Genomic DNA, 26,546 nt, shown 5'->3' with positions numbered 1-26,546 from the left:
CCTTGTTAAACTGATTCATTATTTCTCATCGTCTTCTTTAGACATTTTTCCAATTGAATCACGCATATCCGTATCAGCAGTCAAGTTTTGAATATTCATATAATCCATGACGCCAATATTGCCAGAGCGCAGTGCTTCTGCCATCGCTAATGGTACTTCTGCTTCTGCTTCTACTACTTTTGCACGCATTTCTTCTACTTTTGCACGCATTTCTTGTTCTTGAGCAACGGCCATAGCACGACGTTCTTCGGCTTTTGCTTGGGCAATATTTTTATCTGCTTCTGCTTGGTCTGTTTGAAGAACTGCCCCAATATTTTTACCAATGTCGATATCAGCAATATCAATGGATAAGATTTCAAACGCTGTTCCGGAATCCAACCCTTTTCCTAAAACCGTTTGAGAGATCATATCAGGGTTTTCCAATACTTTTTTGTGATCTTTTTGTGAACCGATTGTAGAAACAATCCCCTCGCCAACACGGGCAATAATCGTTTCTTCTCCAGCTCCCCCTACTAGTCGATCAATGTTTGCACGAACGGTAATTCGGGCTTTTGCTTTGACTTCGATTCCATCCATAGCCACCCCTGCAATAAAAGGTGTTTCAATAACTTTTGGATTAACGCTCATTTGTACAGCTTCTAGCACATCACGGCCCGCTAAGTCGATAGCTGCTCCGCGCTCAAATGTTAACTCAATATTTGCTCGGTGCGCTGCAATCAACGCATTTACCACGCGGTCCACGTTACCGCCTGCTAAATAGTGGCTTTCTAATTGATTAATGGTAATACCTAAACCGGCTTTACTTGCTTTAATTAACGGGTTCACAACGCGAGATGGTATCACTCGACGAAGTCTCATTCCGACCAGTGTGAAAATACTAATACGAACGCCTGCTGCTAATGCTGAGATCCATAACATAATCGGTACAAAAGTGAAAAAAACAGCTAAAGCAATAATTGCTAGGCCAATAACTACAAAAAACAATACGCTACCTGCTTCCATTAATTAAGGTCCTCCTTTTTCAAAGGTTCTGTGAGCTTCCGCACCACAACCCTTGATCCCTCTACTTTTATAATATTTACTAACACATCTTTGTCTAAATATCCGCCTTCAGTGACTACATCCACATACTCTTCATCGATGAGCACGGTGCCTGAAGGACGCAGCGGTGTTGTTGTTTTACCTTGTTTTCCTATTAATTCATACCGATTTTGATTCGATACATAACCAGATTCGGTATTAAGTGAATCATTAAGCACCATTTTTTTGAAAGGTGTAAGCTTTCTTTTAAAAAATTTCATCATCACAAACGCACCTCCCAGTGCCACCACTATTGCAATTACAAGAGAAATTCCCATTTCGACATTATTATCTGTTGACATAAAAAAACTTAAAATGATAGCTCCAAGCCCTAGCAGCCCTAAAACGCCGCCTGGCACTACAATCTCTAATAGAAGCAGTATAATTCCTGCTATAAATAAAACGAGGACTTCCATTCCTGCTAATCCTGCTACCATATGACCATAGAAAAATAAAAGAAGTGAAGCTACTCCAATGGAGCCCGCAATACCAAATGAAGGCGTAAACAATTCAATTACAATTCCTAAAGCACCAATAGATAATAAAATGGGAACAACAAGCGGATGGGTAAGAAAACGAGCAATTTGTTCACTTACACTCATTTTTGCATACGTCAGTTTAGCATCTTCATAGCCAAGCACGCTCAGGAGATTATCTAAATTTTTTACAGTTCCTTCTGAATAACCAACTTGCTCGGCTTGCTTCGGAGTTAGCGTCAACAATTCGTTCCCTTTTAAGTTGAGCTCAGGTATGACCATCTTTGTGTTTGCCATCGCTTCTGCATATTTAGGGTTTCGGTTATTTTGTTCTGCTGCGCTCTTCATAGCCGATAACCAGTAGGACTGAGCTTTTTTTCCTGCTGCATTTCCCTGTTGGTCAATCACAGCTGCCGATCCCATTGTAGAACCGGGTGTCATATAAATTTGATCGGCGTTAAGTGCAATATACGCTCCGGCCGATAATGCTTTTTTGTCGACAAAAGCAGCGGTAGGAATAGGTGTTGAGGTTAAGCTTTTAGCTATTTCAGAAGCTGCATCTACAGCTCCTCCAGGAGTATCTATGTCCAATATAATCAAATCTGCACCGTCATTTTCCGCATCTTCAATGGATCTGTTTAAAAAAGAAAGCAGTCCATTTTCTACCGTTTTATTGACAGGAATAATGTGTACACGCTTCACGTCAGCGGTGCTAATAGTGGGGAATAACCCAGTGGCTAAAATAAGAAAGCACACGAAAGAAAATAAGGTTTTCACCGAATACACTTCCCTCCTTCCATAGATAGTATGAGTATGTATCTGTATATACGAATAACTTTAACAATAGTTTCAAATTTTTTAAAATTTATCTATTTTATTCTTTGCACTAGAGAAACAAAACATACGTTCGGATATTATCTATATAAAAAACACCTTACACAAGGTAAGGTGTTTTTTATGATAAGTGTTGAAGGACAAGCTTATTAACAAGAGAGCCATCCGCTTTGCCTTTTACTTTCGGCATAAGCGCTCCCATAACTTTCCCCATATCAGCTTTAGAGGAAGACTGCGTTTCTTCAATCGTCGTTTTAATAATTTCAGATAACTCTTCTTCAGTTAGCTGTTTAGGAGCGTAAACTTCTAAAACCGCTAATTCAGAATGAATTTTATCAACAAGATCTTGACGACCTGCTTTCTCAAATTCATGGAGGGAGTCTTTACGTTGTTTGAATTCGCGAGAAATAACCGTCAACTCGTCTGCTTCAGTTAGGTCAGTGCCTAACTTAATGGCTTCGTTTTGAAGAGATGCTTTGACCATACGAATGACCCCAAGCTTCTCTTTCTCTTTGTTTTTCATCGCTTGTTTCATATCACTATTTAAACGCTCGAGAAGACTCATAAATCCACCCTCTTATTAGAACTTGCGTTTTCTAGCAGCTTCAGATTTCTTCTTACGCTTTACGCTAGGCTTTTCATAGAATTCGCGCTTTCTTGCTTCTTGTAACGTACCAGTTTTTGAAACTGAACGTTTGAAGCGACGAAGAGCATCTTCAAGCGATTCGTTTTTACGAACAACTGTTCTTGACATTCTAATTCCCTCCCTCCGAACAAAACCACTAACATCATAATGAAATGACATGTTAGACATGTCTTTTGCAATTATAATATAATGATTCCTTAAGGTCAACCGCTTTACATAAAGTAATGCAGTTATTCCTCCTTTATTTTATGAACTTTCTTGATAAAACATTACTCGCTCAGCTGTTTTATACGTATGAAAAAAGCTGCGCAAACACGCAGCTTTCCAATAAGTGTTATGAGCTCATTTTCACCTGATCTTGAAGATGAACCTCATCTAGCACGCGAACAAACTCACCTTCATTATAAGGATATCCAGCTTTTGAAATTTTCACTTTTACAAGCTTTCCAACCATTTCTTCAGACGCTTTAAACACAACCTTTAAGTAGTTATCAGTATATCCTACATATAAACCACTTTCAGGATCTTCTTTATATTTTTCTTCCGGAATTACTTCCAGTACTTCTCCTTCAAACGTTGAAGCATATTCTTTTGCCAATTGGTTTGAAAGTTCGATTAAACGGTGCACACGTTGATTTTTTACTTCTTCATCAATCTGGTCGGTCATACGAGCTGCTGGCGTACCTGTACGTTTAGAATACGGGAATACGTGAAGCTCTGAAAAACCGTGCTCTTTAATAAAGTTATACGTCTCCATAAACTCTTCTTCTGTCTCACCTGGGAACCCGACAATCACATCTGATGTAATCGCTAATCCAGGAAGAGCTTCTTTCAGGCGGTTTAAGCGCTCGCCAAAGAACTCCATTGTATACTTACGACGCATGCGCTTCAATACCGTATTTGAACCTGATTGAAGAGGGATATGCAAATGACGTACAACCATTTCTGACTGATCTAGTACCTCTATCACTTCGTCCGTAATTTGACTTGCTTCAATTGACGAAATACGAATGCGTTTTAATCCTTTTACTTGAGACTCTAAATCACGAAGAAGCTGGGCAAGATTGTAATCTTTCATGTCTTCTCCGTATCCGCCAGTGTGAATACCTGTTAACACGATTTCTTTATAGCCTGCATCCACTAGCTGCTGTGCTTGTGCTACTACTTCTTTAGGATCACGAGATCGCATTAAACCGCGTGCCCATGGAATAATACAGAATGTACAGAAGTTGTTACAGCCTTCTTGAATTTTTAACGAAGCACGCGTACGGTCTGTAAATGCCGGTACATCTAGCTCTTCATATACGCGTGTTTTCATAATGTTTCCTACACCGTTAATCGGCTGACGCTCTTTTTTAAATTGTTCAATATAATCAAGCATCTTAACACGATCTTGTGTACCTACTACGATATCAACACCAGGAATGGCCATAATTTCAGCTGGCGAAGTTTGAGCATAACATCCAGTTACACAAATAACCGCATCTGGATTTTTTCGCACAGCTCTGCGAATAACTTGACGGCTCTTTTTATCTCCTGTATTTGTTACCGTACATGTATTAATTACATATACATCGGCAGTTTGTTCATATTCAACACGCTCATAGCCTTGGCCTTTGAACAATTGCCAAATTGCTTCTGTTTCATAGTGATTTACTTTACACCCTAGCGTGTGAAAAGCAACTGTTGACATAATCGTCACCTCATTAACTCAGTTTGATAAGATATAGCAGACAGCGCATATAATGGAGCTGTTTCTGCTCGTAAAATCCGCGGACCAAAGCCGCTTATTGTAAATTCATTTTCTTCTAATACTTCTACTTCCTGCTCGGTCAAACCACCCTCGGGGCCTACAACCACAAGCACGGAATTGCCGGGTTTTAAAGCTGAAAGAACAGCATGCAGATGAGATGTTTCTCCTTGCTTTGCTCTTTCTTCGTAGGCTACAACTTTATGAGTATAGTCACCGCTAATTTCTACTAGTTTCTTAAAAGAAATTGGGGCTTCTACTGCTGGTACAATCGTACGATGAGATTGTTCTGCAGCCTCTTTAGCAATCTTGTTCCAGCGATCTACTTTTTTTTGACTCTTTTTATCATCCCATTTAACAACTGAACGAGCCGCAATAAAAGGGATAAACCTATACGCTCCAAGTTCTGTCCCTTTTTGGATAATAAGCTCGAGCTTATCCCCTTTAGGCAGACCGTTCACAATTGTAACATGGACTGGAAGCTCTTTTTCTTCGCTTATCCATTCTATAATAGATGCTTTCACTTCGTTAGCGGAAATATTTTCAATTTCACACAAAGCAGCTTGCCCCTGTTCATTACAGGCAATAAACTGTGATCCTTCATTCATTCTCATGACGCGTGAGATATGATGGGCATCATCTTGTATCACTGTGACACTTTGCTCTTGAAATTGATCATTTGGCAGAAAATAACGTTGCATCTTGACACCTTCTCACTTGTTAAGCTTGTTTTTGCGCAATAATTGCTACCCAGTCTTCCATAAGCGTTACTTCTTGAATAACAAAGCCCGCTCCCGTTAACGCTTTTTTGACATCTTCTTTTTTCGCACTAATAATACCTGATGTAATGAACATGCCTCCTGGCTTTAATACCTTTGCAGCATCGTCTACAAAACGAACGATTACCTCAGCTAGAATATTCGCCACAACAATGTCAACCGGCCCTTCTATGCCTTGCAATAAGTTGTTTTGACCTACTGTTACGATATTTCCAACTTGATTCAGTTCAATATTTTCGCGGGCAGAACGTACGGCTACTTCATCAAGATCTAGAGCTTGTACATTACTTGCTCCTAACAGGGCTGCGCCAATACTTAGCACTCCTGAGCCTGTACCCACGTCAATAACGGTATCTCCTGCTTTCACTGTTCTTTCCAATGCTTGAAGAGACATAACCGTCGTTGGATGCGTACCTGTACCAAAAGCCATTCCGGGATCAAGCTCGATAATCAATTCATCTGTGCTTACTTTTTCATAGTTTTCCCAAGTTGGTACAATCGTAAAACGCTCTGAAATTTTCACAGGGTGGTAATATTTTTTCCAAGCAGTGGCCCACTCTTCCTCGTTCACTTCACTGATCGTAACTTTGTTAGCTCCTAAATCAAAGTCGTAAACAAGCAGTCCATTAATTTCTTTTTTGATACCATCCACAGTTTCTGCTAAAAAGCTGTTAACTGGAAGGTATGCTTTAATCACTACACCTTCCTCTGGGTAGTCTTCTACGTTTAAATCATAGATTTCACCAAAAGTTGTATCTCTGTCCTTCACTAAATCAGCAGGATCTTCAATGACTACCCCGCTAGCTCCTGATTCATGTAAAATATGAGAGATGGGTTCAATTGCTTCTTGCGCTGTATGAATACAAATTTCAGACCATTTCATTGCTACCAACTTCATCCTTTCTGCCTTCAGTAATATAGGATTTTAAATATGAACATGACAGATGACAGGTTGGCAAAGTACCTTTACCAACCTGTCTCTGTTTATTATGAAAGACAATTATTCTCCTTTAATTGCTCGTTTTACTTTTGCAAAAAAGGAATCATGCTGCTCATCAACGGCTTCTTGACCGCTCAGTTCAGCGAACTCACGCAATAATTGTTTTTGTTTTTCTGATATTTTTGTTGGCGTTACAACGCGAACGTGAATATGCTGATCTCCTTGACCATACCCTCGTACGTTTGCCACACCTTTTCCTTTTAAACGGAATTTCGTCCCCGTTTGTGTACCAGCAGGAATCTTAAGCTTCACCTTGCCGTGTAGAGTTGGTACTTCTACTTCATCACCTAGTGCTGCCTGAGCAAACGTTAAAGGCATTTCGCAGTAGATATCGTCTCCATCACGTTCAAAGAATTCATGAGTGCGCACGTGGAACACTACGTATAAATCTCCCGGAGGACCACCATTTACCCCTGGTTCTCCTTGAGCACTAACGCGCAGCTGTTGACCATCATCTACACCAGCTGGAATTTTAACATTAATTTTACGTCGTTTTGTTACTTTACCGTCACCGTGGCACGTTGCACATTTGTCTTTAATGATTTTCCCCGTACCATTACAATGATGACACGCACGTCGATTTACCACGCGACCAAACGGCGTGTTTTGTTCAACGTTTAACTGACCTGAACCATTACAGTGCGAACATGTATCAACTTTTGTTCCAGGTTTTGCACCTGAACCGTGACATGTTTCACACGTTTCTTCACGTGGAATTTCAATTGTTGTTTCTTTTCCGAAAACAGCTTCTTCAAAAGAAAGTGTCATCGTGTATTGTAAATCGGCACCTTGTCTCGGAGCATTAGGGTCACGTCTGCGACCACCACCACCAAAGATCGAGCTGAAAATATCTTCAAAGCCGAAGCCGCCAAAGTCTGAGCCGCCTCCACCAAAGCCGCCAAAGCCTTGATTTGGATCAGTATGACCAAATTGATCGTATTGTGCTTTTTTTTGGTCATCACTCAATACTTCATATGCTTCTTTTACTTCTTTAAATTTGTCAGCAGCATCTTCCGCTTTATTAATATCTGGATGATATTGTTTAGAAAGCTTGCGGTATGCTTTTTTTATTTCATCTTTTGTAGCGCTCTTACTGATACCGAGTACTTCATAGTAATCTCGCTTACTCATCAATACTCACTCCCGAATCGTTTCACATAAACGTAATTGTATCATTATTAATAATTCCATAGCAACATAAAAGTTACTTTCTATTGCTCACGTGCACGCAGAGAGCCAAGAGAAAAACTTCCCCTTTCGCTTTTCCACGTTAAAAAAGTCAAAGCCAAGAAATAAGCTTGACTTTGACTTTTTAAAAAGATGTGAATCGCACCATGGCGTCATTCACGTTAGTCGTCAAGATGCATTATTTTTTGTCGTCGTTTACTTCTTCAAACTCTGCATCTACAACATCATCATTTTGAGCGCCTTGTTCACCTGCTTGCTGAGCTTGTTGAGCTTGCTCATACAATTTTACAGTTAACGCTTGAACGATTTCTTGAAGTTCATCTTTTTTCGCTTTGATTTCTTCAAGGTCATTCTTTTCAATCGCAGCTTTTAAAGCATCTTTTGCTTCGTTAGCTTTTGTTACTTCAGCTTCTTCTACTTTTCCTTCAAGATCTTTTAATGTTTTTTCAGTTGTAAACACTAGTTGATCTGCTTCGTTGCGTAGTTCCACTTCTTCTTTACGTTGCTTATCAGCATCTGCGTTTTCTTCCGCCTCTTTTACCATGCGTTCGATTTCGTCATCTGATAAACCAGTTGAAGATTTAATTGTAATCGCCTGCTCTTTGTTTGTACCTAAATCTTTTGCACGAACGTTTACGATACCGTTCTTATCAATATCGAATGATACTTCGATTTGAGGTACTCCGCGTGGTGCAGGAGGAATGTCTGTTAATTGGAAACGTCCTAGCGTTTTATTGTCTGCAGACATTGGACGCTCACCTTGAAGAACGTGAATATCTACAGCCGTTTGGCTATCTGCAGCCGTTGAGAATACTTGTGATTTACTTGTTGGAATTGTCGTATTACGCTCAATTAGCTTTGTAAATACGCCACCCATTGTTTCGATACCTAGTGATAAAGGCGTTACGTCTAGTAATACAACGTCTTTTACATCACCAGTTAATACGCCACCTTGAATTGCTGCACCAAGTGCAACTACTTCATCAGGGTTTACACCTTTATGAGGATCTTGACCAGTTTCTTTTTTGATTGCATCTTGTACCGCTGGGATACGAGTTGAACCACCAACTAAGATTACTTTATCAAGTTCGCTTGCAGAAAGACCTGCATCTTTTAAAGCTTGACGCACAGGGGCCATTGTACGTTCAACAAGACCTGCTGATAACTCGTCAAATTTAGCACGTGATAAAGATACTTCTAAGTGAAGAGGACCAGCTTCTCCAGCAGTGATAAATGGTAAAGAAATTTGTGTAGATGTTACGCCTGATAAATCTTTTTTCGCTTTTTCAGCCGCATCTTTTAAACGTTGAAGCGCCATTTTATCTTTGCTTAAATCAACGCCGTTTTCTTTTTTGAATTCAGCTACTAAATAGTCGATGATCACTTGGTCAAAGTCGTCACCACCAAGGCGATTGTCACCTGCAGTTGCGCGAACTTCAAACACGCCGTCGCCAAGTTCTAGAATAGATACGTCAAACGTACCGCCACCAAGGTCATAAACTAAAACTGTTTGATCTTCATCTGTTTTTTCTAATCCGTATGCAAGCGCTGCTGCAGTAGGCTCGTTAATAATACGCTCTACTTCTAAACCAGCAATTTTACCAGCATCTTTTGTTGCTTGACGCTCAGCATCATTAAAGTAAGCAGGAACTGTGATAACAGCTTTTGTTACAGGCTCACCTAAATACTCTTCAGCATAACCTTTTAAATGTTGAAGAATGATAGCTGACATTTCTTGAGGCGTGTATTGCTTGCCTTCAGCTTCCACCTTATGGTCTGTACCCATATGACGTTTAACTGAAATAATTGTGTTAGGGTTTGTAATAGCTTGACGTTTCGCTACTTCCCCAACTTGACGCTCACCGTTTTTGAATGCCACAACTGATGGCGTTGTACGGTTTCCTTCTGGATTTGGAATTACTTTTGGTTCGCCGCCTTCTAATACAGCGACACAAGAGTTAGTTGTACCTAAATCGATACCAATGATCTTACTCATTGACAATGACCTCCTTCATAATATGTAGTGTTATTGATTCACTTTAACCATCGCAGGGCGGATGATTTTATCTTTTAATTTGTAACCTTTTTGAAGCTCTTCTACTACCGTGTTCGGTTCGTATTCATCGTCTTCTACTTGCATCACTGCTTGATGCTCGTATGGATCAAATGTTTTCCCAACTGACTCAATTGCTTCAACACCTTCTTTTTGAAGTGCCTCTACCAATTGACGGTATACCATTTCTACACCTTGTAGCACAGATTTGGTTTGTTCGTCCGCTGTGTTAACTTGTAATGCACGTTCAAAGTTATCAAGTGCTGGTAAAATATCCGCAACCAATGATTGAGCACGGTATTTTTGAGCAGCTTCTGCATCGAGACGTGAACGACGACGGAAATTATCGAAATCAGCTTGTAGACGTAAGTAGCGATTCTCTTCTTCTTCAAGCTGTTGCTTTAATTGATCATTTTCTTGTTGAAGAGGGTTTACTTCCTCAGACGCTTCAGCTTCAGTTGCTTCAGCAGCTTCTGTTTGAACTTCTTCAACCACTTCTTCGTTTTGTTCTTCTACTTGCTTTTCGTTTGACAATTCATTCACCTCCCTTAAATGTTTACACACATTTTCACATTTTAAACAACGATTTTTATTTTATCACAGGGAAAGGATGGAAGTAATATATTCCACCCGATTCCTTTATTCTTTATACAAGTTTGTTAACACTTGAGACATATCTGATGATAGCAGTGTAAGCAAACTAATCACACGCGCATATTCCATGCGGGTCGGTCCCAGTATAGCAATTGTGCCAAGCTGTTCGTGACCAAAAGAATAACTAGCTGTAATTAAGCTGCAGCCTACCATTTCATTCAACTTATTTTCATGACCAATTTTCACGTGTATGCCAGCCTCATTTGGGCTTAGCAGCTTATAAAACTGCTGTTCATGTTCAATAATGTTGAACAGCCCGCGAATTTTATTAAGATCATGAAATTCCGGCTGAGCAAACATATTCGTTTTGCCGCCAACTACTAATTTGCCATTCATGTTGAGCTTTAATGCATCATTGAGTATATCCATCGTCTGCTCATACCCTTGAATGTGGCTTTTTAAGAGCGTCGCTACTTCTTTGTACATTTTATCATGTAAATCAGTAATGCGAACGCCGATGAGCTTTTCGTTCAAAATGTTAACCATCTTTTCAATATCGGAAGGTTGAATACTGCTCGGTAACGTAATCGTCCGACTTTCAACGTGTCCTGTATCAGTCACAATAATGGCAACAGCTGACTGAGCCGTTAAAGGTAAAATCTGCAGCTGTTTTAACTTATGGCTGACCGCTTTTGGCCCTAGCACAATGGACGTTAAACTCGTTAAATCAGATAAAATTTGCGCTGATTTTTGAACGAGCTGCTCCAGTTCTACAATGCGCTCAGCAAATACCGAACGTACTGTAGAAACATCGCTTGCTTTCAAGTGCTGCGGGGACACTAGGTGATCAACATAATAACGATAGCCTTTCTCAGACGGAACGCGCCCTGAAGAAGTATGAGTTTTTTCAATAAATCCAAGTTCTTCTAGGTCTGACATCTCATTACGAATCGTAGCCGAACTAAAATTAAACTCTTCTTTCTTAGATAATGTTCGAGAGCCTACCGGCTGCGCAGATCGAATGAAATCATCAATAATGACTTGTAAAATTAATAACTGTCGATCAGTAAGCACGCTTCATCACCTCTGTTAGCACTCTAAAACTCTGAGTGCTAAATCTAATAATAAATTACCAAATCACTATAGCGATGTCAACGATTTGGTATTAGATTATCCCAATAAAGGCTTGAAAAACTTCATTCCCCAAAAATCGACCATTGTGTGTTAAAAAGACGGAGCTATTGTCTTCACCCAAAAGTCCTTTCTTTTTGTATTCTTGAATAGGTTCTCCAAATACATCTTTTAATTCTCGATTGAATTTTTGCTTAAACTCCTCTTTTGAGACTCCTTTCGTTTTACGAAGACCCAAAAACATTTCTTCTTCCATTTTTTCAGCCTCGGTCACGCTCACTTCATTAAGATATGCATTTCCTTTTTGCTCGACTGAATCAATGTACTTTTTTAATGGTCCAATATTTGCTCGTCTTATTCCGTCAATATAGCTATGTGCGCCTGCACCAATTCCGTAATAATCGTCGTTGTTCCAATATGTTAGATTATGAATACTCTCGTAGCCTGACTTTGCGAAATTACTGATTTCATATTGATGAAAACCTTGTTTGTCCATTTCTTTCATAAGCAGCTCATACATAGCTGCTTCTTCTTCTTGAGCAGGCAGCGGCAGCTTCCCTTTATTCATTAAATTATAAAATACCGTTTTAGGTTCAATAATTAACGAATAGGCAGACATATGCTCTACCTCTAATGAAAAAGCGGTTTGAAGCGTAGAAGAAAAATCAGCTACCGTTTGTTCCGGCAAGCTATAAATTAAGTCTAAGCTTATATTCGACATTCCAATCTTTCTCGCTTGCTCAATACAATCAAATACCTGCCTATTTGAATGCACACGTCCAATTTTCTCCAATAACCTTTCATTAAACGTTTGTACACCAATACTTAAACGATTCACGCCATAGTCATGGAGAAGCTGAAGCTTTTCTTTTGTCAATTCATTCGGATTCGCTTCAAATGTAAACTCACCTTTCTCATCATAAGGAAGATACATACGAATGGATTCTAAAAAATACTCCAGCTGCTGTTCATCTAAGGCTGTGGGCGTTCCACCCCCAACGAATATCGTGTTCAAATTGGTCGTTGGATAACGTTCGACTGTTTGTTTCATTTCTTCTCGCATGCTTTCCAAATACGGCATAACGGGCTGATTTTTGAAAAACACTTTATTAAAGTCACAATAGTGACAAATATGATGACAAAACGGGATATGCAGATATGCTGCCTTCACCATGGACTTTCACCTCAATCACATTTATAAATGATAAAAATACCGCAGAGTCTCTCTGCGGTATTTTTATCTATGTTCGTTCACACTTATTTACAGCGCTCAAAACTCTTTACTATCGTATCAGATTCGCTTCATTTTCAAAACTAATTTGACATGTTAAATAATAGAATTTCAGCTATTAATCTTCGTCCATGCGAAGCACAGCCATGAATGCTTCCTGCGGTACTTCAACAGAACCGACCTGCTTCATACGTTTTTTACCTTCTTTTTGTTTTTCAAGAAGTTTACGTTTACGAGAGATATCTCCTCCGTAACATTTTGCTAAAACGTTTTTGCGAATGGCTTTAATTGTTGAACGCGCCACAATTTTTTGACCGATTGCCGCTTGAATCGGCACTTCGAACTGTTGACGTGGAATAAGCTCTTTAAGCTTTTCTACAATGACTTTACCACGATCATAAGCTGAATCTCTGTGAACGATAAAGGACAGCGCATCGACCGTTTCACCGTTTAAGAGAATATCCATCTTCACAAGCTTCGAAGGCTGATATCCGATAAGCTCGTAGTCAAACGACGCGTAGCCTTTTGTATTTGATTTTAGTTGATCAAAGAAATCATATACAATTTCAGCCAGCGGAATTTCGTATACAATACTCACGCGATTAGCATCCAAGTACTGCATATCAATAAAGTTGCCTCGCTTCTTCTGACAAAGCTCCATCACAGCACCAACATAATCGTTTGGTACCATCATTGTGGCCTTCACATACGGTTCTTCCACGCGTTCAATCTTTTGTGGGTCCGGCATATTAGAAGGGTTATCTACAGACAGATGAGTCTCGTCTGTTAAATATACGTCATAAATAACGCTTGGAGCTGTTGTAATTAAATCAATTTTAAATTCACGCTCAATACGCTCTTGGATAATCTCCATGTGAAGCAGTCCTAAGAATCCACATCGGAAACCAAACCCTAAGGCCTGAGACGTCTCTGGCTCAAACTGAAGTGCAGAGTCATTTAGCTCTAACTTTTCTAGTGCTTCACGAAGATCGTTATACTTCGCTGTATCAATCGGATACAGTCCGCAGTATACCATTGGATTCAGACGACGATAGCCAGGAAGAGGTTCACTTGCTCCGTTTTTGGCAAGAGTAATCGTGTCCCCTACTCGCGTATCTCCAACATTTTTAATAGCTGCTGTTAAAAACCCTACGTCGCCAACAGAAAGTTCATCTTTAGCAACGGCTTTTGGCGTTAACACACCTAGCTCCGTTACCTCAAACTCTTTTCCTGTTGCCATCATTTTAATTTTGTCGCCTACTTTTACTCGTCCCTGTACGATACGAATAGATGCAACTACACCTCGGTATGCATCATAAAATGAATCAAAGATTAGCGCTTGAAGCGGTGCATCTGGATCCCCTTCAGGAGCAGGAACTTTTTCAACAATTTGTTCTAAAATTTCTTCGATTCCAATTCCTGCTTTAGCTGAAGCTAATACAGCTTCCGACGCATCTAATCCAATTACGTCTTCAACCTCTTGGCGCACTCGCTCTGGCTCTGCGCTCGGCAGGTCAATCTTATTAATGACAGGTAAAATTTCAAGGTTGTTATCAAGCGCTAAATATACGTTTGCTAGTGTTTGAGCTTCAATACCTTGAGCTGCATCTACTACTAGAATAGCACCTTCACACGCGGCTAAACTTCGCGACACTTCATATGTAAAATCGACGTGTCCCGGTGTGTCAATTAGATGAAAAGTATACTCTTCTCCATCTTTTGCTTTGTATTGAAGCTGCACAGCATTTAATTTAATGGTAATTCCACGTTCACGTTCTAAATCCATCGAATCTAAAAGCTGAGCTTTCATTTCTCGCTGTGTTAACGCATTTGTTTTTTCTAAAATACGGTCTGCTAATGTTGACTTACCGTGGTCTATATGAGCAATAATCGAAAAGTTTCTGATTTTCGATTGTCGTTTCAATCTTGCTTCTCTATCCATATTTTTTTCACTCCTACTGAAAATCGGCAAAATACACTAAACTAAATTATAACAACACATTCGTCAACATTCAATAAGCATTCCATTGGGGATTTTTCCATACAAAAAAGCAGAAAGAGATTCTGCTTTTAATTAAGAAGATGATGGATAGCCTTAAAAGCTTTCCCTATTGTACTTTTCACGCCTTGCGCTAGACTTTGACCTAGCGAGGAGAAAAAGTTAAAAGCCTTTCGTTTTTCTAAAAGCTGCTGTTTTTCATCAATGTTCACAACTTTTTTTGAACCTAAAACAGCAGCTTCCACCTGACCATCTGACGTTTTAGACACATTAATAACATGTTCAATCGAAGGATCATTATATCCCTTCATTTTAATCAGCCCTTGCTGAGCCGTCTGCATTCCTAAAAATACGACGAACAGTAAAAAAATAGTTAGCACTACTGATTTTAAAGTAAATTTAATCATATTATTAGGCCCCTTACTTCTTTATCTTCTGTAGTACTAACCATTATGACTATATTCTGAAGAACTCATTCATCTAAAAGCGTATTAATGAGTATATGCCCCAAAGTTCTCCTGGTCCACTTCATGATGCAAAGCAGCGTTAAGTCCTCCTGCAACTACATTAGCCATATCTTCAATAAACATATCCACTTCTTTTGGTGTAACCATCAAATTATGACCTAAAGGTGCAAGCACTTCATGAATAAGACGTCTTTTTTCTTCAACGGGAAGAGTGCCAATCATACCGAGGTACGTTTGACGCTGCTCTTCATTGGGTAAATCATCCTCCGTGAGCTTCTTTTTTTCTCCAAACGTCATACCGGACGGAAGCAGCGACTTAGACGGCTTTCCCTGCTCTTTCATTTCTCGGCCAAAATGTTTTAAGATAAAGTCAATTGTATCGCTTGTAATGGACACAGCATCCACCACCGTTGGAATACCTATTGCAATAACTGGAATGCCAAGTGTTTCATAACTGATTTCTTTGCGCTTGTTTCCAACCCCAGACCCAGGATGAATACCTGAATCTGAAATTTGAATGGTAGCATTTACCCGTTCAATCGAACGAGCGGCCAGCGCATCGATTGCAATAATAAAATCCGGATTCACTTTCTTTACAACGCCAAAGATAATATCACTTGTCTCAATACCCGTCATTCCCATTACTCCCGGAACAATGGCGCTAACGGGTCTAAAGCCATCTTGCACGCTTTCAGGCTGTAACTCAAACAAATGTCTTGTAATCAACAAATTATCTACTGCCTTTGGTCCAAGCGCATCTGGTGTCACACTTAAGTTTCCAAGACCCACTACAAGACAGCTAGCATCATCTGGAATGTTGAGGCTTTTAATAAAAAAATTCAGCTCTTTAGCAAATACTTCTTCCATAGCCTCTTGCTTTTCAGTATCCTGCTCGCGAATGCCTACCGATTCAAGGGTTACATATCGGCCTTTTTTCTTACCGATTGCTTCTGCGCCCTCTTCCGTAATTTCTACCATTGAAATTTTGACACCTTGTTCTTCTTTTTCTTTTACAATTACGCCGTTGATTTCTGACTGGTTATTCGGTTTAGGCTGATTTTCTAACGCTATGTCTTTTGCTTCGACAGCTAGATCCGTGCGCACGCTATATTGACTTAAATCAAGTTCTTTTTCCATTTCTTAACCTCCTAGACAATCTTTGTTGAAATTATTGTCACCGAGGACTGGCAGATTCATGCATTTAAGAAACGAAAAGTAGAAGGAAGGGCGCAATATCAGCTACAAGCTTTTAAAGAGAGGTCTGTCATATAAAATTCCTTGTCAAGGCTATTGCATTCTGTCCTTGTGTTTGATAAAATATCTTTTGTTCTTATTGTGAAGAATGTCGAGTTCTATATAATCTCGATTGTTATCATTTCGGGAGGTGAAACGGATGCCAAACATTAAATCAGCTATCAAACGTGTAAAAACTACTGAAGCTCGCCGTGCTCATAACATTCAAGCTAAATCAGCTATGCGTACTGCAATCAAAAACTTTGAAGCTTTAGTTGAAAACAACGATGTAGATAACGCAAAAGCAGCATTTGCTGTTGCTTCTAAAAAATTAGACAAAGCCGCACAATCTGGTCTTATCCACAAAAATGCTGCAGCTCGTCAAAAATCTCGCTTAGCAGTAAAACTTAACGGTTTATCTGCATAATTGAGACAAAAACGATCCCATTAGGATCGTTTTTTTATTGCGCTCTTTTTAATAAAAACAGCTGTAAAATAAGCGCTTTATCCATTTTTCCCGTCTTCATTTCATAATCTGCCTCTGCTAAATCCTTTAAAATTCCTTTAAGCTGCTGTTCCTCAAAACTTCTGCTCTGCTGCAAAGCGATTTTCACACGAAACGGATGAACCTTAATCGTTTGAGCAATTTGCTGCTGACCGTACCCTTGACTAGACAGCTGCTTCGTATGATAAATTAAACGAAACTGCGTCGCTAACAAAGATAAAATTTTAATAGGCTCTTCGTTGTTACGCAGCAAATCCTGATACATATTTAAAGCGATAGAAACCTTTCGCTGAATAACAGCATCAATAAGCGTAAATACGTTTTGTTCAAGCGTTTTTGCCACAAGCTTAAGCACCACTTCTTTTGTAATGACTCCTCCTTGTCCAACGTATAACACCATTTTTTCAATTTCATTTGTCACGAGCGTTACATTAAGCCCCACAAGCTGAATAAGCAGCGTTTCAGCATCTTCATCCATATTCACTCCATCTTTTGAAAGCAAATTATGAATCCACTGCTTCATTTCTTTTTCACCAAATTCGTTCGCTTCGATGTAAGCTGCTTGGTTTTTTAATAATTTTGTTATTTTTTTTCTTTCATCCAGCTTTTCATAAGGGGCTAGAAGAATTAACGTTGAAAAAGACGGGGGCTGTTCGACATATTGCTGAAGTTTTGCCAGATCATGCTCAACTTTATCTTTTGATTTTTCAGCCGTTAAAAATGCTGCATTTTTCGCAACCACTACACGCTTGTCTCCTAAAAAAGGAAGCGTTTCAGCATCTTCTAGAACTTGATCAATCGATGTCTCTTCTAAATCGTATAGGGACAAGTTAAATTCTTTATCTTCTTCATTCAACGTATAGTCGACGATTTTATCTCTAATCTTTTTACTCATAAATGCATTAACCCCGTGTATTAAATAAACGGGGGCGATATTATTTTTGGTAATACTTTTTAAGCTATCAACTGCCAACGTATATACGCTCCTCTTTTTTTATTCATCTATATTGATTATGTATAGTTACTGATAAACAAAATACAATTTCTATCGTAAAGGTGTTATGAGTTTTTGGCAACAATACAAAAGGAATTGTCTTAAAACGACAATTCCTCAGTTTATGATAAACATCAACAATATAAGCCCTAGGTTACTTATTTGTTAATGATTAAACCCTTATCTCTATTTTCTCCTCATGCTCATAAAGTATAGTTGTTAACTGTTGTCAGTTTGTGAAAACGCTTTTAAATTGTCTAGATTTTTAAAAAAAGTTAGATTATACTGTAAACAGGAGGGGTGTTAATGAACCAATTTGAAGAAAGTGTCCAAAGTAAACGCAACGACGCTGTCGATTCTGCCGTAGGATTTGGTGTTTCATTTGGCTTTTTCACTGCCTTATTTGTTATTGCAACTGTGATTCACTACTTGGGTTCGTAAAATTGCTTCAAGGCTGCTTCTTAGCAGTCTTTTTCAGTTCGTTTTTCTTACTATAGACTATGGAAGTTGCTGCAAAAACGTTCCTGACTTTTTTGTAAATTCATACATTACCCCACCATCTTCATCCGTTCGGTAAATATACACCCCGTAGCTTTTCAGAAGCTCTAATATTTCTTGATGAGGATGACCATAACGATTTTTTTGCCCCGCTGAAACAAGCGCTACTTTAGGGTTTAAATGTTGAACAAACTCTTCTGAAGTTGAGGTTTTACTGCCATGATGACCCACTTTTAATACATCTGCTTTAAGGTTGGGAAAGTCTTTCAATATTCTTTGTTCTCCTTCCTTTTCTAAATCTCCGGTGAATAGCCATCTTAAATTTCCTAACTTAGCGTCTATTACAATTGAGCCGTTGTTGCTCGTTTCTTCGAAACCTGTCGGAGAAATAACCTGAAATAAGACACCTCCTTCTTGCCAGCTATCTCCTTGTTGAACAATTTGAACAGGCACGCTTTGTTTTTGAGCAGCGATCACCAAGCCAGTCTCTACGTCATTTAATTCGGCTTTTTTCCCAAGCACCAGCTCTCCGACAGCCACTTGTGAAAATAAATGCTGTGCCGCCCCTGCGTGATCATAATCGCCGTGTGTAATAATCATTTTATCTACCTTTGTCATTCCTTTTGAATGCAAAAAGGGAACAAGTACGTCTTCTCCCACGTCAAAAGAAGAACGGCGTTTTTGCCATGGTTCTTTTGGAAATGAAACGGTTCCTCCGGTATCGATCATATACACGCCTTTTCGATAAGGAAGCTCAATGATAAAGCAGTCTCCTTGTCCTACATCGACCATTGTGACCGTTCCTTTTGGATTCAAATAAGGATACATACATTGTGCGGCTAACAATGCCGCGAGAAGAAACATATAGCGAACGAAAAATTCCCCTTCTTCGACCGCCACAAATAAAGCATAAATGCATAGGTACATGCCCAAAAACAGCAAAATGTGGGGTTTTCCTGTTACGAAATCAGCGGGAATCCACTCAAAAAAATCAAGCAATTTTTCACAAGCAAGTAAAAGAACATGAAGAATTTGCTCCAGCAATTCACTCACTCCCGGCAAGATGATACGAACAAAAAGAATGAGCAAACAAAGAGGTAATACAACAAGAGAAAACAACGGTACAAAAACCATATTTAATGGCAAACTGAGGAGAGATACTCCATAAAAATAGTACAACAATAAAGGAAGTGAACTGACTTGTGCAATCGCTGAAACAGCCATGAGCTGGCTGAAAGAAGAATGAAAACGAGGTAAAATTGTCTGACTCGATAAAATCAAGGCAAAACTAACGGCAAAAGAAAGCTGAAATCCTACATCAAATAAATAGTACGGTTTGAAAAGCAGCATGCTCATAAAAGCAAGGCTGATGCTATCAACCAAAAGAATTTTTCTTTGTATTTTTATCGATATAAGCATCAGCATACTCATAAAAACAGCTCGGACAACTGAAGCGCTGCCACCGGCCAAAACCATGTATACAGGAAGAAGCAAAAGTAAAAGCGTAATGGCTCGCTCGCGCGTTATTCCAATCCGAATGAGCAAATAAAAACACATCGCTGTCAGCAGTCCAACATGAAGACCTGATATGGCAAGCAAGTGTATTAAACCAAATTGCTGATAGCGCTTGATACTCTCTTCTTCGATCCCAGTACGCTCGCCGTAAATTAGTGCCTGCATAAATCCAGCGCCTGGATCCGACATGTTTTGTTGAATATAATTAATTCCTTTTTGACGAATAAAGGTAAGGTACGTAAGTGGAGTTAAGGTGGGGAGCTGGCATTTTGCCAAATCAAGTCTCTTGACGTTAAGCTGCCAATGAATAGACTGATGGTATAAATATTGCTGATAATCAAATGCATGAAGGTTGCGAGCAGATGAAGGAGAAGTTAATTGCCCTGCTAGTTGACAAACTTGATGAATCGTTAGCTTTTCGAGCTGCTGTTTCTCTTCCAGCGTTTTTAGTTTATAAAAAGCCATGACTTCTTCATTTTGAACCGTAAACTTAAAAGTAAGCTTGTCGCCGTCACTATACGGAACAGATGAAATTTCGCCTGTAAAAGTAGAAGATTCAGCTAAAAGAACCGTTTTGTTATGGTTATTTGCCTCAGCTAATAGGTAGACGCACAAAACGCTCAACAGTGTAGAAGCAATAACCACTTTCCTCGGACATTGTAGCCATTGAAAAATGAAAAGCACGATTAGCAAAAACAGGCTTACAGCGGAATGATTATCATATACATATAAGGCTAGCATCATGCTAAAAGCACAGTAAATATAATATCCTTTCACTTTTAGCTCCTTTCTTCCTTAAAAGAAAGAGGCTTCTTACTGTTACCAAGTAAAAAACCTCTTTTACCTTTAATTTGCCGTAAACAAAGCGAGAGCTTCACGCTGTAAATTCATCACTTCTGCTTCGTCAGCTCCGCTTTTTTCTAAACGAGCGAGAACATCCGTTACAAATTGAAGCTTCTCTTTACTTTTTAAGTCAATGATTGCTTCATCAAGTTCAACTTTTGCTGTTTTCACTCCCGCCTGTTCAAATAACTCAACAGCATACGGATGATTTTTGTAATCATTAGCATAATATACTGTTTTAATTCCCGCTTGAATAAGAGCTTTACAGCAGTTTAAACAAGGAAAATGCGTGACGTATACTTCCGCATCTTCTGTCTTCACACCAAACTTAGCACACTGCAAGAGTGCATTCACTTCTGCATGGACAGTTCTTACGCAGTGGCCATCAATTACATAGCAGCCTTCGTCAGCACAATGCACGCCTCCACTGATCGAACCGTTGTATCCTCCAGCTATAATACGTTTATCACGCACCACTGTAGCTCCAACAGCCAGACGTTCACAAGTGCTTCTTAAAGCTAGCAAATGGCTTTGTGCCATAAAATATTGATCCCATGAAATCCGGTTCATCTCATTCCCTGCCTTTTTATTTAAAACTGAATAATGATACTTTTCTCTTTCATAGTGTAGCGTTTTTTTTCCTTTTTCGTCAATAAGTCTCTACTGTACCGTAATTTGAGCTTTGATTTTTTCTAGCGACTTCTCGCCAATACCTGATACTTTTCCCAAATCCTCTACTGTTTGAAACAAGCCATTTTCCTCTCGATATGAAACGATGGCACTGGCTTTTGAAGGTCCAATGCCATTTAACGTTTGCAGTTCATCAGTGTTCGCTGTATTGATATTAACAAGGGGCTGATCATTTGAAGTTCCTGAGGAAGAAATTAAAGAAACTGGAGATGAAGGGGGGATTTCTTCTCCAGCAGCTGGAATATACACAGCCATTTCATCTTGTAGCTTGCTAGCTAAATTGAGCTGTCTTAAGTCCGCTTCTTTCGTAGCGCCTCCGGCTTGTGCTAGAGCATCTTTTACCCTTGCATCTTTCGGAAGCTGGTATACACCAGGCTTCTGAACAGCTCCTTTAATATCCACCATCACAAACGGGGAATCTTGGCTTGAAATTACTTGATTAGACGACTCTCCTTCTTTTTTTGTACCAGAAGATTCTGCCTTGATTATATCTGAGGTTTGAAGAGAACTTTCTGGTTTCTCTCCGCCTGTTCGATAGATATAAAAAGCCAACCCAACTGCTAAGCAAATACACCCAATTAGCCATTGTTTTTTTGAAAAAGTCAACTTGTACACTCCTTTGAATTTTGAAGTAACGTCATAAATTCCATTACGTCTTCATAGTGTTTAGAAGAAAAGGCTTTTGAAGGAGGGAATGAATCAGTGAACATAGGGTTTATCGGAACAGGAAACATGGGGAAAATATTAATTGATGCGTTTATTGAATCAAAAGCCGTACGTCCTTCTAAAATTACTATTATGAATCGTACAAAAAAAAGGGCCAAAGAGATTCAACAGCAGCATAAAAAAATTCATGTTGCTGATACAGCTGAAGAAGTTGTTCACGCATCCAAAGTCATTTTTATTTGTGTTAAGCCATTGGATATTCACCCCCTTTTAATAAAATTAGAACCACTGCTGACGAAAGATCACTGCATTGTATCCATTACCAGTCCAATTAGCGTAGAACAAATCGAACGCCTCATTCCGAGTCAAGCAGCTAGAATTATCCCTAGCATTACGAATCGGGCATTAGCAGGTGTTTCTCTTTTCACATTTGGAGAAAGATGTACGCCTTTTTACCAAAATTATTTACATGAATTATTTTCATCTATGTCAAAGCCTGTGGCTATTGATCAAACGATTACCCGCGTATCATCCGATATCGTAAGCTGCGGTCCTGCATTCTTCAGCTTTTTGCTTCAACGCTTTATTGATGCAGCAGTTCAAGAAACAAATATTTCTGAAGAAGAAGCTACCGTCATGGCCAGCGATATGATTATTGGAATGGGAAAACTGTTGGAAAAAGAAATATTTACGCTTCCTACCTTGCAGGATAAAGTATGCGTAAAAGGCGGTGTAACCGGAGAAGGTATTAAAGTTTTAGAAGCTGAACTCGGAGAGATGTTTGTGCACGTATTTCAAAAAACACACGAAAAATTTGACGAAGACATTGAGCTTGTTCACAATCAGTTTGATAGTCTTATTCCATAATTTCTGTAGAAATCCTGCTTTGAAACAAAAAAAGAAGCCTCTACTCGGCTTCTTTTTTTTGCGCAGAGAAAAAGATGCGCTCACTGTTTGAAGTAGGCTTACTCATTTTGAAATCTGCACTTACTTCTATATTTATAAAACCAGCTTGGCTCAACCATGATTGATAATGGTCAATCGACCAAGTGCGCTGAGCATGCACCTCATCAAAGCGATGATATGCATCGATTTCTTCATCATAAGCAAAAAACGTAATATCATGCTCTACACGCATGTCTGTATCGTCATAGGTGCAGTTCCAAATATATGACACGTCTTCATCTACATAAGAAAAAGATTGATTTCCAAATACGTCCTTCATCTTGTGCACTGAATGAACATCAAATATAAAGAGCCCACCTGGTTTTAAGTGTTTATATACACGTTGAATGGTTTCTTGAACTTCTTTATCACTTTGCAAATAGTTCAAAGAATCACAAAAGATTACTACACAATCAAACTCTTTCAATAACTCAAGTTCCGCCATATTTTGCTGAAAAAGAGATAGCGTTACCCCTGCTTCTGCTGCCTTCTCTTGAGCTACCATAAGCATATCATCAGACAAATCAACGCCGACTACGGAGAAACCTTCTTTTGCAAATCGAACGGAGAGTTCTCCCGTGCCGCAGGCAAGGTCTAATATACTGTTAGGCTTTGTTTTTGCTTTTGCCACCTGCTGATTAAAAAATTCAGCCCAATCGTCATACGGAACGTCTGCCATTAGCTGATCATATACGTAGGCAAATTCTCCGTACCTGCTCATAGCTGTAGCTCTTCTGAACTTACAAATGGTGCATCTCCCCATAAGCGTTCTAAGTTATAATATCCGCGCTCATCTTTATGGAAAATGTGAACCACAACATCTCCAAGATCAACAAGCACCCACTTAGCCTGCTCAAACCCTTCTAAACGCTTCACAGAAATGCCTTGTTCGTGTGCTTTTTCTTTAATTTCACGAGCAATTGCCTGCACTTGTTTATCTGAGTTACCGTGACAAATAACAAAATAATCTGCCACAAGTGAGATTCCTTCCATATTTAACGCTACGATATCGATTGCTTTTTTATCATCGGCTGCTTCTACAACAAGAGATAGCAATTCACGTTCAGTCATGTGTTTGACCTCCTAAGATTAAATCATTATATGTCATCATCGTATCGGGATAAACGGCCTGATGTTTGGTCATTAAAAAAGAAATAGTATTCTTTAATGATTGAATAAGTGCTGCATTTAAGTCGGTTTTAGCTAACTCCCGCACTTCATCAACACCTGGAAATCTCCTTCCAGGTTCAATATAATCAGCAACGTACACAATTTTTTCAAGTAACGTCATGCCAGGTCTTCCGGATGTATGGTAAGCAATTGCATCCAATACTTCCTTATCCGTAATCCCTACTTCATTTCCCACTAAAAACGCGCCTACTGGAGCATGCCATAATTCGGTATTGTATTCCAATAAAGAAGGGTTCATGTTTTGATCAATAATAATTTGCTTCATCTCTTCCTTTGGACGAAACTTGGCATAGTCATGAAAAATAGCAGCCAGTTCTGCTTTTTTTTCGTCTGCTTCAAAACGTTTAGCTAATTCAATTGCTGTTTCCATTACCCCGACAGTATGAATATAACGACGTTCTGTTAACTGTTTCTTTACGATTTCTAATGCCTCAGTTCGATTCATATAATTGATTCTCCTCGATATATTGTTTAACACCAGCAGGTATAAAATAACGAATGGTTTCTTTCTTTACTACTCGTTCGCGAATAAAGGAAGAGGAGACATCAAACTGCGGAACTTCTACTTCTTTTATCGGGTAAGGGGACGTAATGGTATACCCCGGGCGCTTTACACCTACAAATGTAACCAAATTGACTAATTCATCAATTTCATACCACTTCGGCAAATATTCTACCATATCAGCACCAATGATGAAATGAAACTGATACGTTGGATATTTCTCTGTTAGTATTCTCATCGTATCATATGTATATGAAGGCTCTTTGCGCTCAAATTCAATCGGCTGCAGGGTGAATTGATCATGTTCTTCAATAGCTAGCTTTAGCATTTGTAAACGATGATATGGCTCAATAGGCTCTTTGATTGTTTTATGAGGTGGAATATATGACGGCATGAACCATATCTCATCTAATTTCAAGGCATGCAAAACCTCATTTGCCATCATTAAATGCCCCAAATGAGGCGGATTGAACGTTCCACCTAAAATTCCAATACTCTTCAACAATCCCCGACTCCTTTAATTTACTTCATTTTTAAATAGAGCGGGTTTCCCCGCTCTATTTCATTTCACTTTTGGAAGCATTAACTGCTTATTTTCACGTGATTCTTTATATAACACAATTGTATTTCCAATCACTTGTACAAGCTCTGCTTTTGTTCCTTTTGTTAATCGAGCAGCAACCGTGTCACGATCTTCGTCACAGTTTTGCAGAATGCTTACTTTTAATAATTCTCTTGCTTCTAATGCATCAGCAATTTGACCAATCATATTTTCATTGACTCCACCTTTTCCTACTTGGAAAATTGGATTTAAATGATGTGCTTTTGAACGTAAAAAACGTTTTTGTTTACCTGTTAACATAAAAACCTCCGTTGTATCTTATCTCTTAGTTAGTGTTGAAAGAACAATGTGTTCCATTGCCTCTTCGTCAGGACGGACCTTCGTCCATTTTTCAAATGCAAGTGCACCTTGCAGTACAAACATACCGACACCGTTATGAGTGCCTGCCCCTTTTGCTTCAGCCTCTTTCAAAAGCTTTGTTTTTAAAGGGTTGTAAATAATATCGCTGACTACCGCTTCTTTTTGCAATAAAGTAAGTGCTAAAGGCAGCTCATCAACGTTAGGATACATCCCCACGGAAGTGGTATTAATAATAATATCGAATGTATCTAGTTGTTTTTCCGCATCAGAAATAGACATCGCCGCCGTTTTCGTCGAAAAAGGCAGCTCGTTAGCTAGTAAAGCTGCTTTTTCGACGGTACGATTGCATATCGCAATTACATCGGGAGCGTGCTGAGCTGCAATTGTATAAAAAATAGCTTTTGCAGCACCTCCAGCTCCAATAATTAAAATTCTTTTTTGGGATAAGCCGCCTTCTACTGCTTTGAGTAAAGAAGTCACATACCCCTCTCCGTCGGTATTGTATCCAATATAACGGCCATCTTGATTAACAACTGTATTTACAGCGCCAATTGCCTTTGCTAATGAATCGACTTCATCCAAATGATTCATAATATCAACTTTATACGGAATCGTGACATTAAATCCTTGAATGTTTTTATCTTTTAGCTCTCCAATAGCTGACTCAAAATGAACAGGTTCAATTGGAAAAGCCTCATAATGCGCATCCATGTTCAGACGTTTAAAGGCATCATTTTGCATCAATGGCGATAGTGAATGCCCAAGCGGATAACCAACTAGCCCATATAATGTACTCAAGATTTTTTCCCCTTTT

28 protein-coding genes are annotated in these 26,546 nt (G+C 39.1%); 3 read left to right on the top strand and 25 right to left on the bottom strand.

Annotated features, from left to right (window positions below; all coding sequences use genetic code 11):
* Nucleotides 1-18: 18 nt before the first annotated feature.
* From floA to gpr, 15 genes are all read right to left on the bottom strand, one after another.
* Nucleotides 19-1,002 carry a flotillin-like protein FloA gene (floA, locus tag AC1VNJ_RS01725; RefSeq protein WP_028411651.1) on the bottom strand — a complete coding sequence of 328 codons (984 nt, stop codon included), beginning with the start codon at nucleotides 1,000-1,002 and terminating at the stop codon, nucleotides 19-21.
* A complete protein-coding gene (locus tag AC1VNJ_RS01720) occupies nucleotides 1,002-2,333 on the bottom strand; it encodes an NfeD family protein (protein ID WP_482640268.1) in 1,332 nt (443 codons plus the stop codon). Before AC1VNJ_RS01720 ends, floA begins: the two co-directional genes overlap by 1 nt.
* A 178-nt stretch (nucleotides 2,334-2,511) precedes the next feature.
* The gene (locus AC1VNJ_RS01715) at nucleotides 2,512-2,955 is read right to left on the bottom strand and encodes a GatB/YqeY domain-containing protein (protein ID WP_013059236.1); all 444 of its coding nucleotides are present in this window, start codon (nucleotides 2,953-2,955) and stop codon (nucleotides 2,512-2,514) included.
* Between the two features lie 15 nt (nucleotides 2,956-2,970).
* Nucleotides 2,971-3,144, bottom strand: a complete 174-nt coding sequence (rpsU, locus tag AC1VNJ_RS01710) for a 30S ribosomal protein S21 (protein WP_013059237.1) — start codon at nucleotides 3,142-3,144, stop codon at nucleotides 2,971-2,973.
* 226 nt (nucleotides 3,145-3,370) lie between these two features.
* Complete coding sequence (mtaB, locus tag AC1VNJ_RS01705; RefSeq protein WP_025750549.1) at nucleotides 3,371-4,729, bottom strand: tRNA (N(6)-L-threonylcarbamoyladenosine(37)-C(2))-methylthiotransferase MtaB; 1,359 nt, start codon at nucleotides 4,727-4,729, stop codon at nucleotides 3,371-3,373.
* A gap of 5 nt (nucleotides 4,730-4,734) precedes the next feature.
* On the bottom strand, nucleotides 4,735-5,487 hold the full coding sequence (locus tag AC1VNJ_RS01700; RefSeq protein WP_033579675.1) for a 16S rRNA (uracil(1498)-N(3))-methyltransferase: 753 nt from the start codon (nucleotides 5,485-5,487) through the stop codon (nucleotides 4,735-4,737).
* A gap of 19 nt (nucleotides 5,488-5,506) precedes the next feature.
* The gene (gene prmA / locus AC1VNJ_RS01695; protein ID WP_028411654.1) at nucleotides 5,507-6,448 is read right to left on the bottom strand and encodes a 50S ribosomal protein L11 methyltransferase; all 942 of its coding nucleotides are present in this window, start codon (nucleotides 6,446-6,448) and stop codon (nucleotides 5,507-5,509) included.
* Nucleotides 6,449-6,565: 117 nt separating this feature from the next.
* Nucleotides 6,566-7,696 carry a molecular chaperone DnaJ gene (dnaJ, locus tag AC1VNJ_RS01690; RefSeq protein WP_013059241.1) on the bottom strand — a complete coding sequence of 377 codons (1,131 nt, stop codon included), beginning with the start codon at nucleotides 7,694-7,696 and terminating at the stop codon, nucleotides 6,566-6,568.
* 235 nt (nucleotides 7,697-7,931) lie between these two features.
* Nucleotides 7,932-9,749, bottom strand: coding sequence for a molecular chaperone DnaK (gene dnaK, locus AC1VNJ_RS01685; protein WP_014458181.1), 1,818 nt, complete (start codon nucleotides 9,747-9,749; stop codon nucleotides 7,932-7,934).
* Between the two features lie 30 nt (nucleotides 9,750-9,779).
* Nucleotides 9,780-10,340, bottom strand: a complete 561-nt coding sequence (gene grpE / locus AC1VNJ_RS01680) for a nucleotide exchange factor GrpE (protein ID WP_028411655.1) — start codon at nucleotides 10,338-10,340, stop codon at nucleotides 9,780-9,782.
* Nucleotides 10,341-10,445: 105 nt separating this feature from the next.
* Nucleotides 10,446-11,474: a heat-inducible transcriptional repressor HrcA gene (gene hrcA, locus AC1VNJ_RS01675; RefSeq protein WP_013059244.1), complete on the bottom strand. Its 1,029-nt coding sequence runs from the start codon at nucleotides 11,472-11,474 to the stop codon at nucleotides 10,446-10,448.
* A 91-nt stretch (nucleotides 11,475-11,565) separates the two neighbouring features.
* Nucleotides 11,566-12,705 (bottom strand): radical SAM family heme chaperone HemW, encoded by a 1,140-nt coding sequence (gene hemW, locus AC1VNJ_RS01670; protein ID WP_376184597.1) that lies wholly within the window; start codon nucleotides 12,703-12,705, stop codon nucleotides 11,566-11,568.
* 175 nt (nucleotides 12,706-12,880) lie between these two features.
* Nucleotides 12,881-14,704 (bottom strand): translation elongation factor 4, encoded by a 1,824-nt coding sequence (gene lepA / locus AC1VNJ_RS01665; protein ID WP_013059246.1) that lies wholly within the window; start codon nucleotides 14,702-14,704, stop codon nucleotides 12,881-12,883.
* A gap of 128 nt (nucleotides 14,705-14,832) precedes the next feature.
* The gene (locus tag AC1VNJ_RS01660) at nucleotides 14,833-15,168 is read right to left on the bottom strand and encodes a YqxA family protein (protein ID WP_482640267.1); all 336 of its coding nucleotides are present in this window, start codon (nucleotides 15,166-15,168) and stop codon (nucleotides 14,833-14,835) included.
* An 84-nt stretch (nucleotides 15,169-15,252) separates the two neighbouring features.
* A complete protein-coding gene (gene gpr, locus AC1VNJ_RS01655; RefSeq protein WP_482640266.1) occupies nucleotides 15,253-16,365 on the bottom strand; it encodes a GPR endopeptidase in 1,113 nt (370 codons plus the stop codon).
* A 256-nt stretch (nucleotides 16,366-16,621) separates the two neighbouring features.
* Between gpr and rpsT the strand changes: the two genes are divergently transcribed.
* Nucleotides 16,622-16,888 carry a 30S ribosomal protein S20 gene (gene rpsT / locus AC1VNJ_RS01650; RefSeq protein ID WP_013085065.1) on the top strand — a complete coding sequence of 89 codons (267 nt, stop codon included), beginning with the start codon at nucleotides 16,622-16,624 and terminating at the stop codon, nucleotides 16,886-16,888.
* Between the two features lie 34 nt (nucleotides 16,889-16,922).
* On the opposite strand, the gene holA is transcribed toward rpsT, so the two are convergent.
* Nucleotides 16,923-17,939: a DNA polymerase III subunit delta gene (holA, locus tag AC1VNJ_RS01645; protein ID WP_482640265.1), complete on the bottom strand. Its 1,017-nt coding sequence runs from the start codon at nucleotides 17,937-17,939 to the stop codon at nucleotides 16,923-16,925.
* Nucleotides 17,940-18,266: 327 nt separating this feature from the next.
* Between holA and AC1VNJ_RS01640 the strand changes: the two genes are divergently transcribed.
* Nucleotides 18,267-18,401, top strand: a complete 135-nt coding sequence (locus AC1VNJ_RS01640; protein WP_013059251.1) for a YqzM family protein — start codon at nucleotides 18,267-18,269, stop codon at nucleotides 18,399-18,401.
* A 57-nt stretch (nucleotides 18,402-18,458) separates the two neighbouring features.
* Here the strand turns inward: AC1VNJ_RS01640 and AC1VNJ_RS01635 are convergent, their stop codons facing one another.
* The 3 genes from AC1VNJ_RS01635 to AC1VNJ_RS01625 form a co-directional block, all read right to left on the bottom strand.
* The gene (locus tag AC1VNJ_RS01635) at nucleotides 18,459-20,750 is read right to left on the bottom strand and encodes a DNA internalization-related competence protein ComEC/Rec2 (RefSeq protein WP_482640264.1); all 2,292 of its coding nucleotides are present in this window, start codon (nucleotides 20,748-20,750) and stop codon (nucleotides 18,459-18,461) included.
* 69 nt (nucleotides 20,751-20,819) lie between these two features.
* Nucleotides 20,820-21,386 (bottom strand): ComE operon protein 2, encoded by a 567-nt coding sequence (locus AC1VNJ_RS01630; RefSeq protein ID WP_028411661.1) that lies wholly within the window; start codon nucleotides 21,384-21,386, stop codon nucleotides 20,820-20,822.
* A 90-nt stretch (nucleotides 21,387-21,476) separates the two neighbouring features.
* Nucleotides 21,477-22,112: a helix-hairpin-helix domain-containing protein gene (locus tag AC1VNJ_RS01625; RefSeq protein WP_412762853.1), complete on the bottom strand. Its 636-nt coding sequence runs from the start codon at nucleotides 22,110-22,112 to the stop codon at nucleotides 21,477-21,479.
* 96 nt (nucleotides 22,113-22,208) lie between these two features.
* On the opposite strand from AC1VNJ_RS01625, the gene comER reads away from it, so the two are divergent.
* Nucleotides 22,209-23,039 (top strand): late competence protein ComER, encoded by an 831-nt coding sequence (gene comER / locus AC1VNJ_RS01620; protein WP_025750559.1) that lies wholly within the window; start codon nucleotides 22,209-22,211, stop codon nucleotides 23,037-23,039.
* 40 nt (nucleotides 23,040-23,079) lie between these two features.
* On the opposite strand, the gene AC1VNJ_RS01615 is transcribed toward comER, so the two are convergent.
* The 6 genes from AC1VNJ_RS01615 to aroE are packed head-to-tail and all read right to left on the bottom strand — an operon-like array spanning nucleotide 23,080 to nucleotide 26,530.
* A complete protein-coding gene (locus tag AC1VNJ_RS01615) occupies nucleotides 23,080-23,838 on the bottom strand; it encodes a class I SAM-dependent DNA methyltransferase (RefSeq protein WP_028411663.1) in 759 nt (252 codons plus the stop codon).
* Nucleotides 23,835-24,188 carry a ribosome silencing factor gene (gene rsfS, locus AC1VNJ_RS01610; protein WP_013085071.1) on the bottom strand — a complete coding sequence of 118 codons (354 nt, stop codon included), beginning with the start codon at nucleotides 24,186-24,188 and terminating at the stop codon, nucleotides 23,835-23,837. Before rsfS ends, AC1VNJ_RS01615 begins: the two co-directional genes overlap by 4 nt.
* Nucleotides 24,181-24,753 carry a bis(5'-nucleosyl)-tetraphosphatase (symmetrical) YqeK gene (gene yqeK, locus AC1VNJ_RS01605; RefSeq protein WP_224980542.1) on the bottom strand — a complete coding sequence of 191 codons (573 nt, stop codon included), beginning with the start codon at nucleotides 24,751-24,753 and terminating at the stop codon, nucleotides 24,181-24,183. The genes rsfS and yqeK overlap by 8 nt, the downstream gene beginning before the upstream one ends.
* Nucleotides 24,740-25,312 carry a nicotinate-nucleotide adenylyltransferase gene (locus tag AC1VNJ_RS01600; protein ID WP_025750563.1) on the bottom strand — a complete coding sequence of 191 codons (573 nt, stop codon included), beginning with the start codon at nucleotides 25,310-25,312 and terminating at the stop codon, nucleotides 24,740-24,742. The genes yqeK and AC1VNJ_RS01600 overlap by 14 nt, the downstream gene beginning before the upstream one ends.
* A 60-nt stretch (nucleotides 25,313-25,372) precedes the next feature.
* A complete protein-coding gene (gene yhbY / locus AC1VNJ_RS01595) occupies nucleotides 25,373-25,672 on the bottom strand; it encodes a ribosome assembly RNA-binding protein YhbY (RefSeq protein ID WP_013059260.1) in 300 nt (99 codons plus the stop codon).
* A gap of 18 nt (nucleotides 25,673-25,690) precedes the next feature.
* Nucleotides 25,691-26,530, bottom strand: a complete 840-nt coding sequence (gene aroE, locus AC1VNJ_RS01590; protein ID WP_028411665.1) for a shikimate dehydrogenase — start codon at nucleotides 26,528-26,530, stop codon at nucleotides 25,691-25,693.
* Nucleotides 26,531-26,546: the final 16 nt, after the last annotated feature.

The sequence above is a fragment of the Priestia sp. 3CA3 genome (genome assembly GCF_056836725.1).
This window is presented reverse-complemented; position numbering and strand designations above follow the sequence as displayed.

What these genes read in the sequence shown, in the direction of transcription:
- floA (WP_028411651.1), bottom strand. Translation starts at nt 1,002, where the DNA reads ATGGAAGCAGGTAGCGTATTGTTTTTTGTAGTTATTGGCCTAGCAATT.
- AC1VNJ_RS01715 (WP_013059236.1), bottom strand. Translation starts at nt 2,955, where the DNA reads ATGAGTCTTCTCGAGCGTTTAAATAGTGATATGAAACAAGCGATGAAA.
- rpsU (WP_013059237.1), bottom strand. Translation starts at nt 3,144, where the DNA reads ATGTCAAGAACAGTTGTTCGTAAAAACGAATCGCTTGAAGATGCTCTT.
- mtaB (WP_025750549.1), bottom strand. Translation starts at nt 4,729, where the DNA reads ATGTCAACAGTTGCTTTTCACACGCTAGGGTGTAAAGTAAATCACTAT.
- AC1VNJ_RS01700 (WP_033579675.1), bottom strand. Translation starts at nt 5,487, where the DNA reads ATGCAACGTTATTTTCTGCCAAATGATCAATTTCAAGAGCAAAGTGTC.
- prmA (WP_028411654.1), bottom strand. Translation starts at nt 6,448, where the DNA reads ATGAAATGGTCTGAAATTTGTATTCATACAGCGCAAGAAGCAATTGAA.
- dnaJ (WP_013059241.1), bottom strand. Translation starts at nt 7,696, where the DNA reads ATGAGTAAGCGAGATTACTATGAAGTACTCGGTATCAGTAAGAGCGCT.
- dnaK (WP_014458181.1), bottom strand. Translation starts at nt 9,749, where the DNA reads ATGAGTAAGATCATTGGTATCGATTTAGGTACAACTAACTCTTGTGTC.
- hemW (WP_376184597.1), bottom strand. Translation starts at nt 12,705, where the DNA reads ATGGTGAAGGCAGCATATCTGCATATCCCGTTTTGTCATCATATTTGT.
- lepA (WP_013059246.1), bottom strand. Translation starts at nt 14,704, where the DNA reads ATGGATAGAGAAGCAAGATTGAAACGACAATCGAAAATCAGAAACTTT.
- AC1VNJ_RS01660 (WP_482640267.1), bottom strand. Translation starts at nt 15,168, where the DNA reads ATGATTAAATTTACTTTAAAATCAGTAGTGCTAACTATTTTTTTACTG.
- gpr (WP_482640266.1), bottom strand. Translation starts at nt 16,365, where the DNA reads ATGGAAAAAGAACTTGATTTAAGTCAATATAGCGTGCGCACGGATCTA.
- rpsT (WP_013085065.1), top strand. Translation starts at nt 16,622, where the DNA reads ATGCCAAACATTAAATCAGCTATCAAACGTGTAAAAACTACTGAAGCT.
- AC1VNJ_RS01640 (WP_013059251.1), top strand. Translation starts at nt 18,267, where the DNA reads ATGAACCAATTTGAAGAAAGTGTCCAAAGTAAACGCAACGACGCTGTC.
- AC1VNJ_RS01630 (WP_028411661.1), bottom strand. Translation starts at nt 21,386, where the DNA reads ATGAACCGGATTTCATGGGATCAATATTTTATGGCACAAAGCCATTTG.
- AC1VNJ_RS01615 (WP_028411663.1), bottom strand. Translation starts at nt 23,838, where the DNA reads ATGAGCAGGTACGGAGAATTTGCCTACGTATATGATCAGCTAATGGCA.
- rsfS (WP_013085071.1), bottom strand. Translation starts at nt 24,188, where the DNA reads ATGACTGAACGTGAATTGCTATCTCTTGTTGTAGAAGCAGCCGATGAT.
- yqeK (WP_224980542.1), bottom strand. Translation starts at nt 24,753, where the DNA reads ATGAATCGAACTGAGGCATTAGAAATCGTAAAGAAACAGTTAACAGAA.
- yhbY (WP_013059260.1), bottom strand. Translation starts at nt 25,672, where the DNA reads ATGTTAACAGGTAAACAAAAACGTTTTTTACGTTCAAAAGCACATCAT.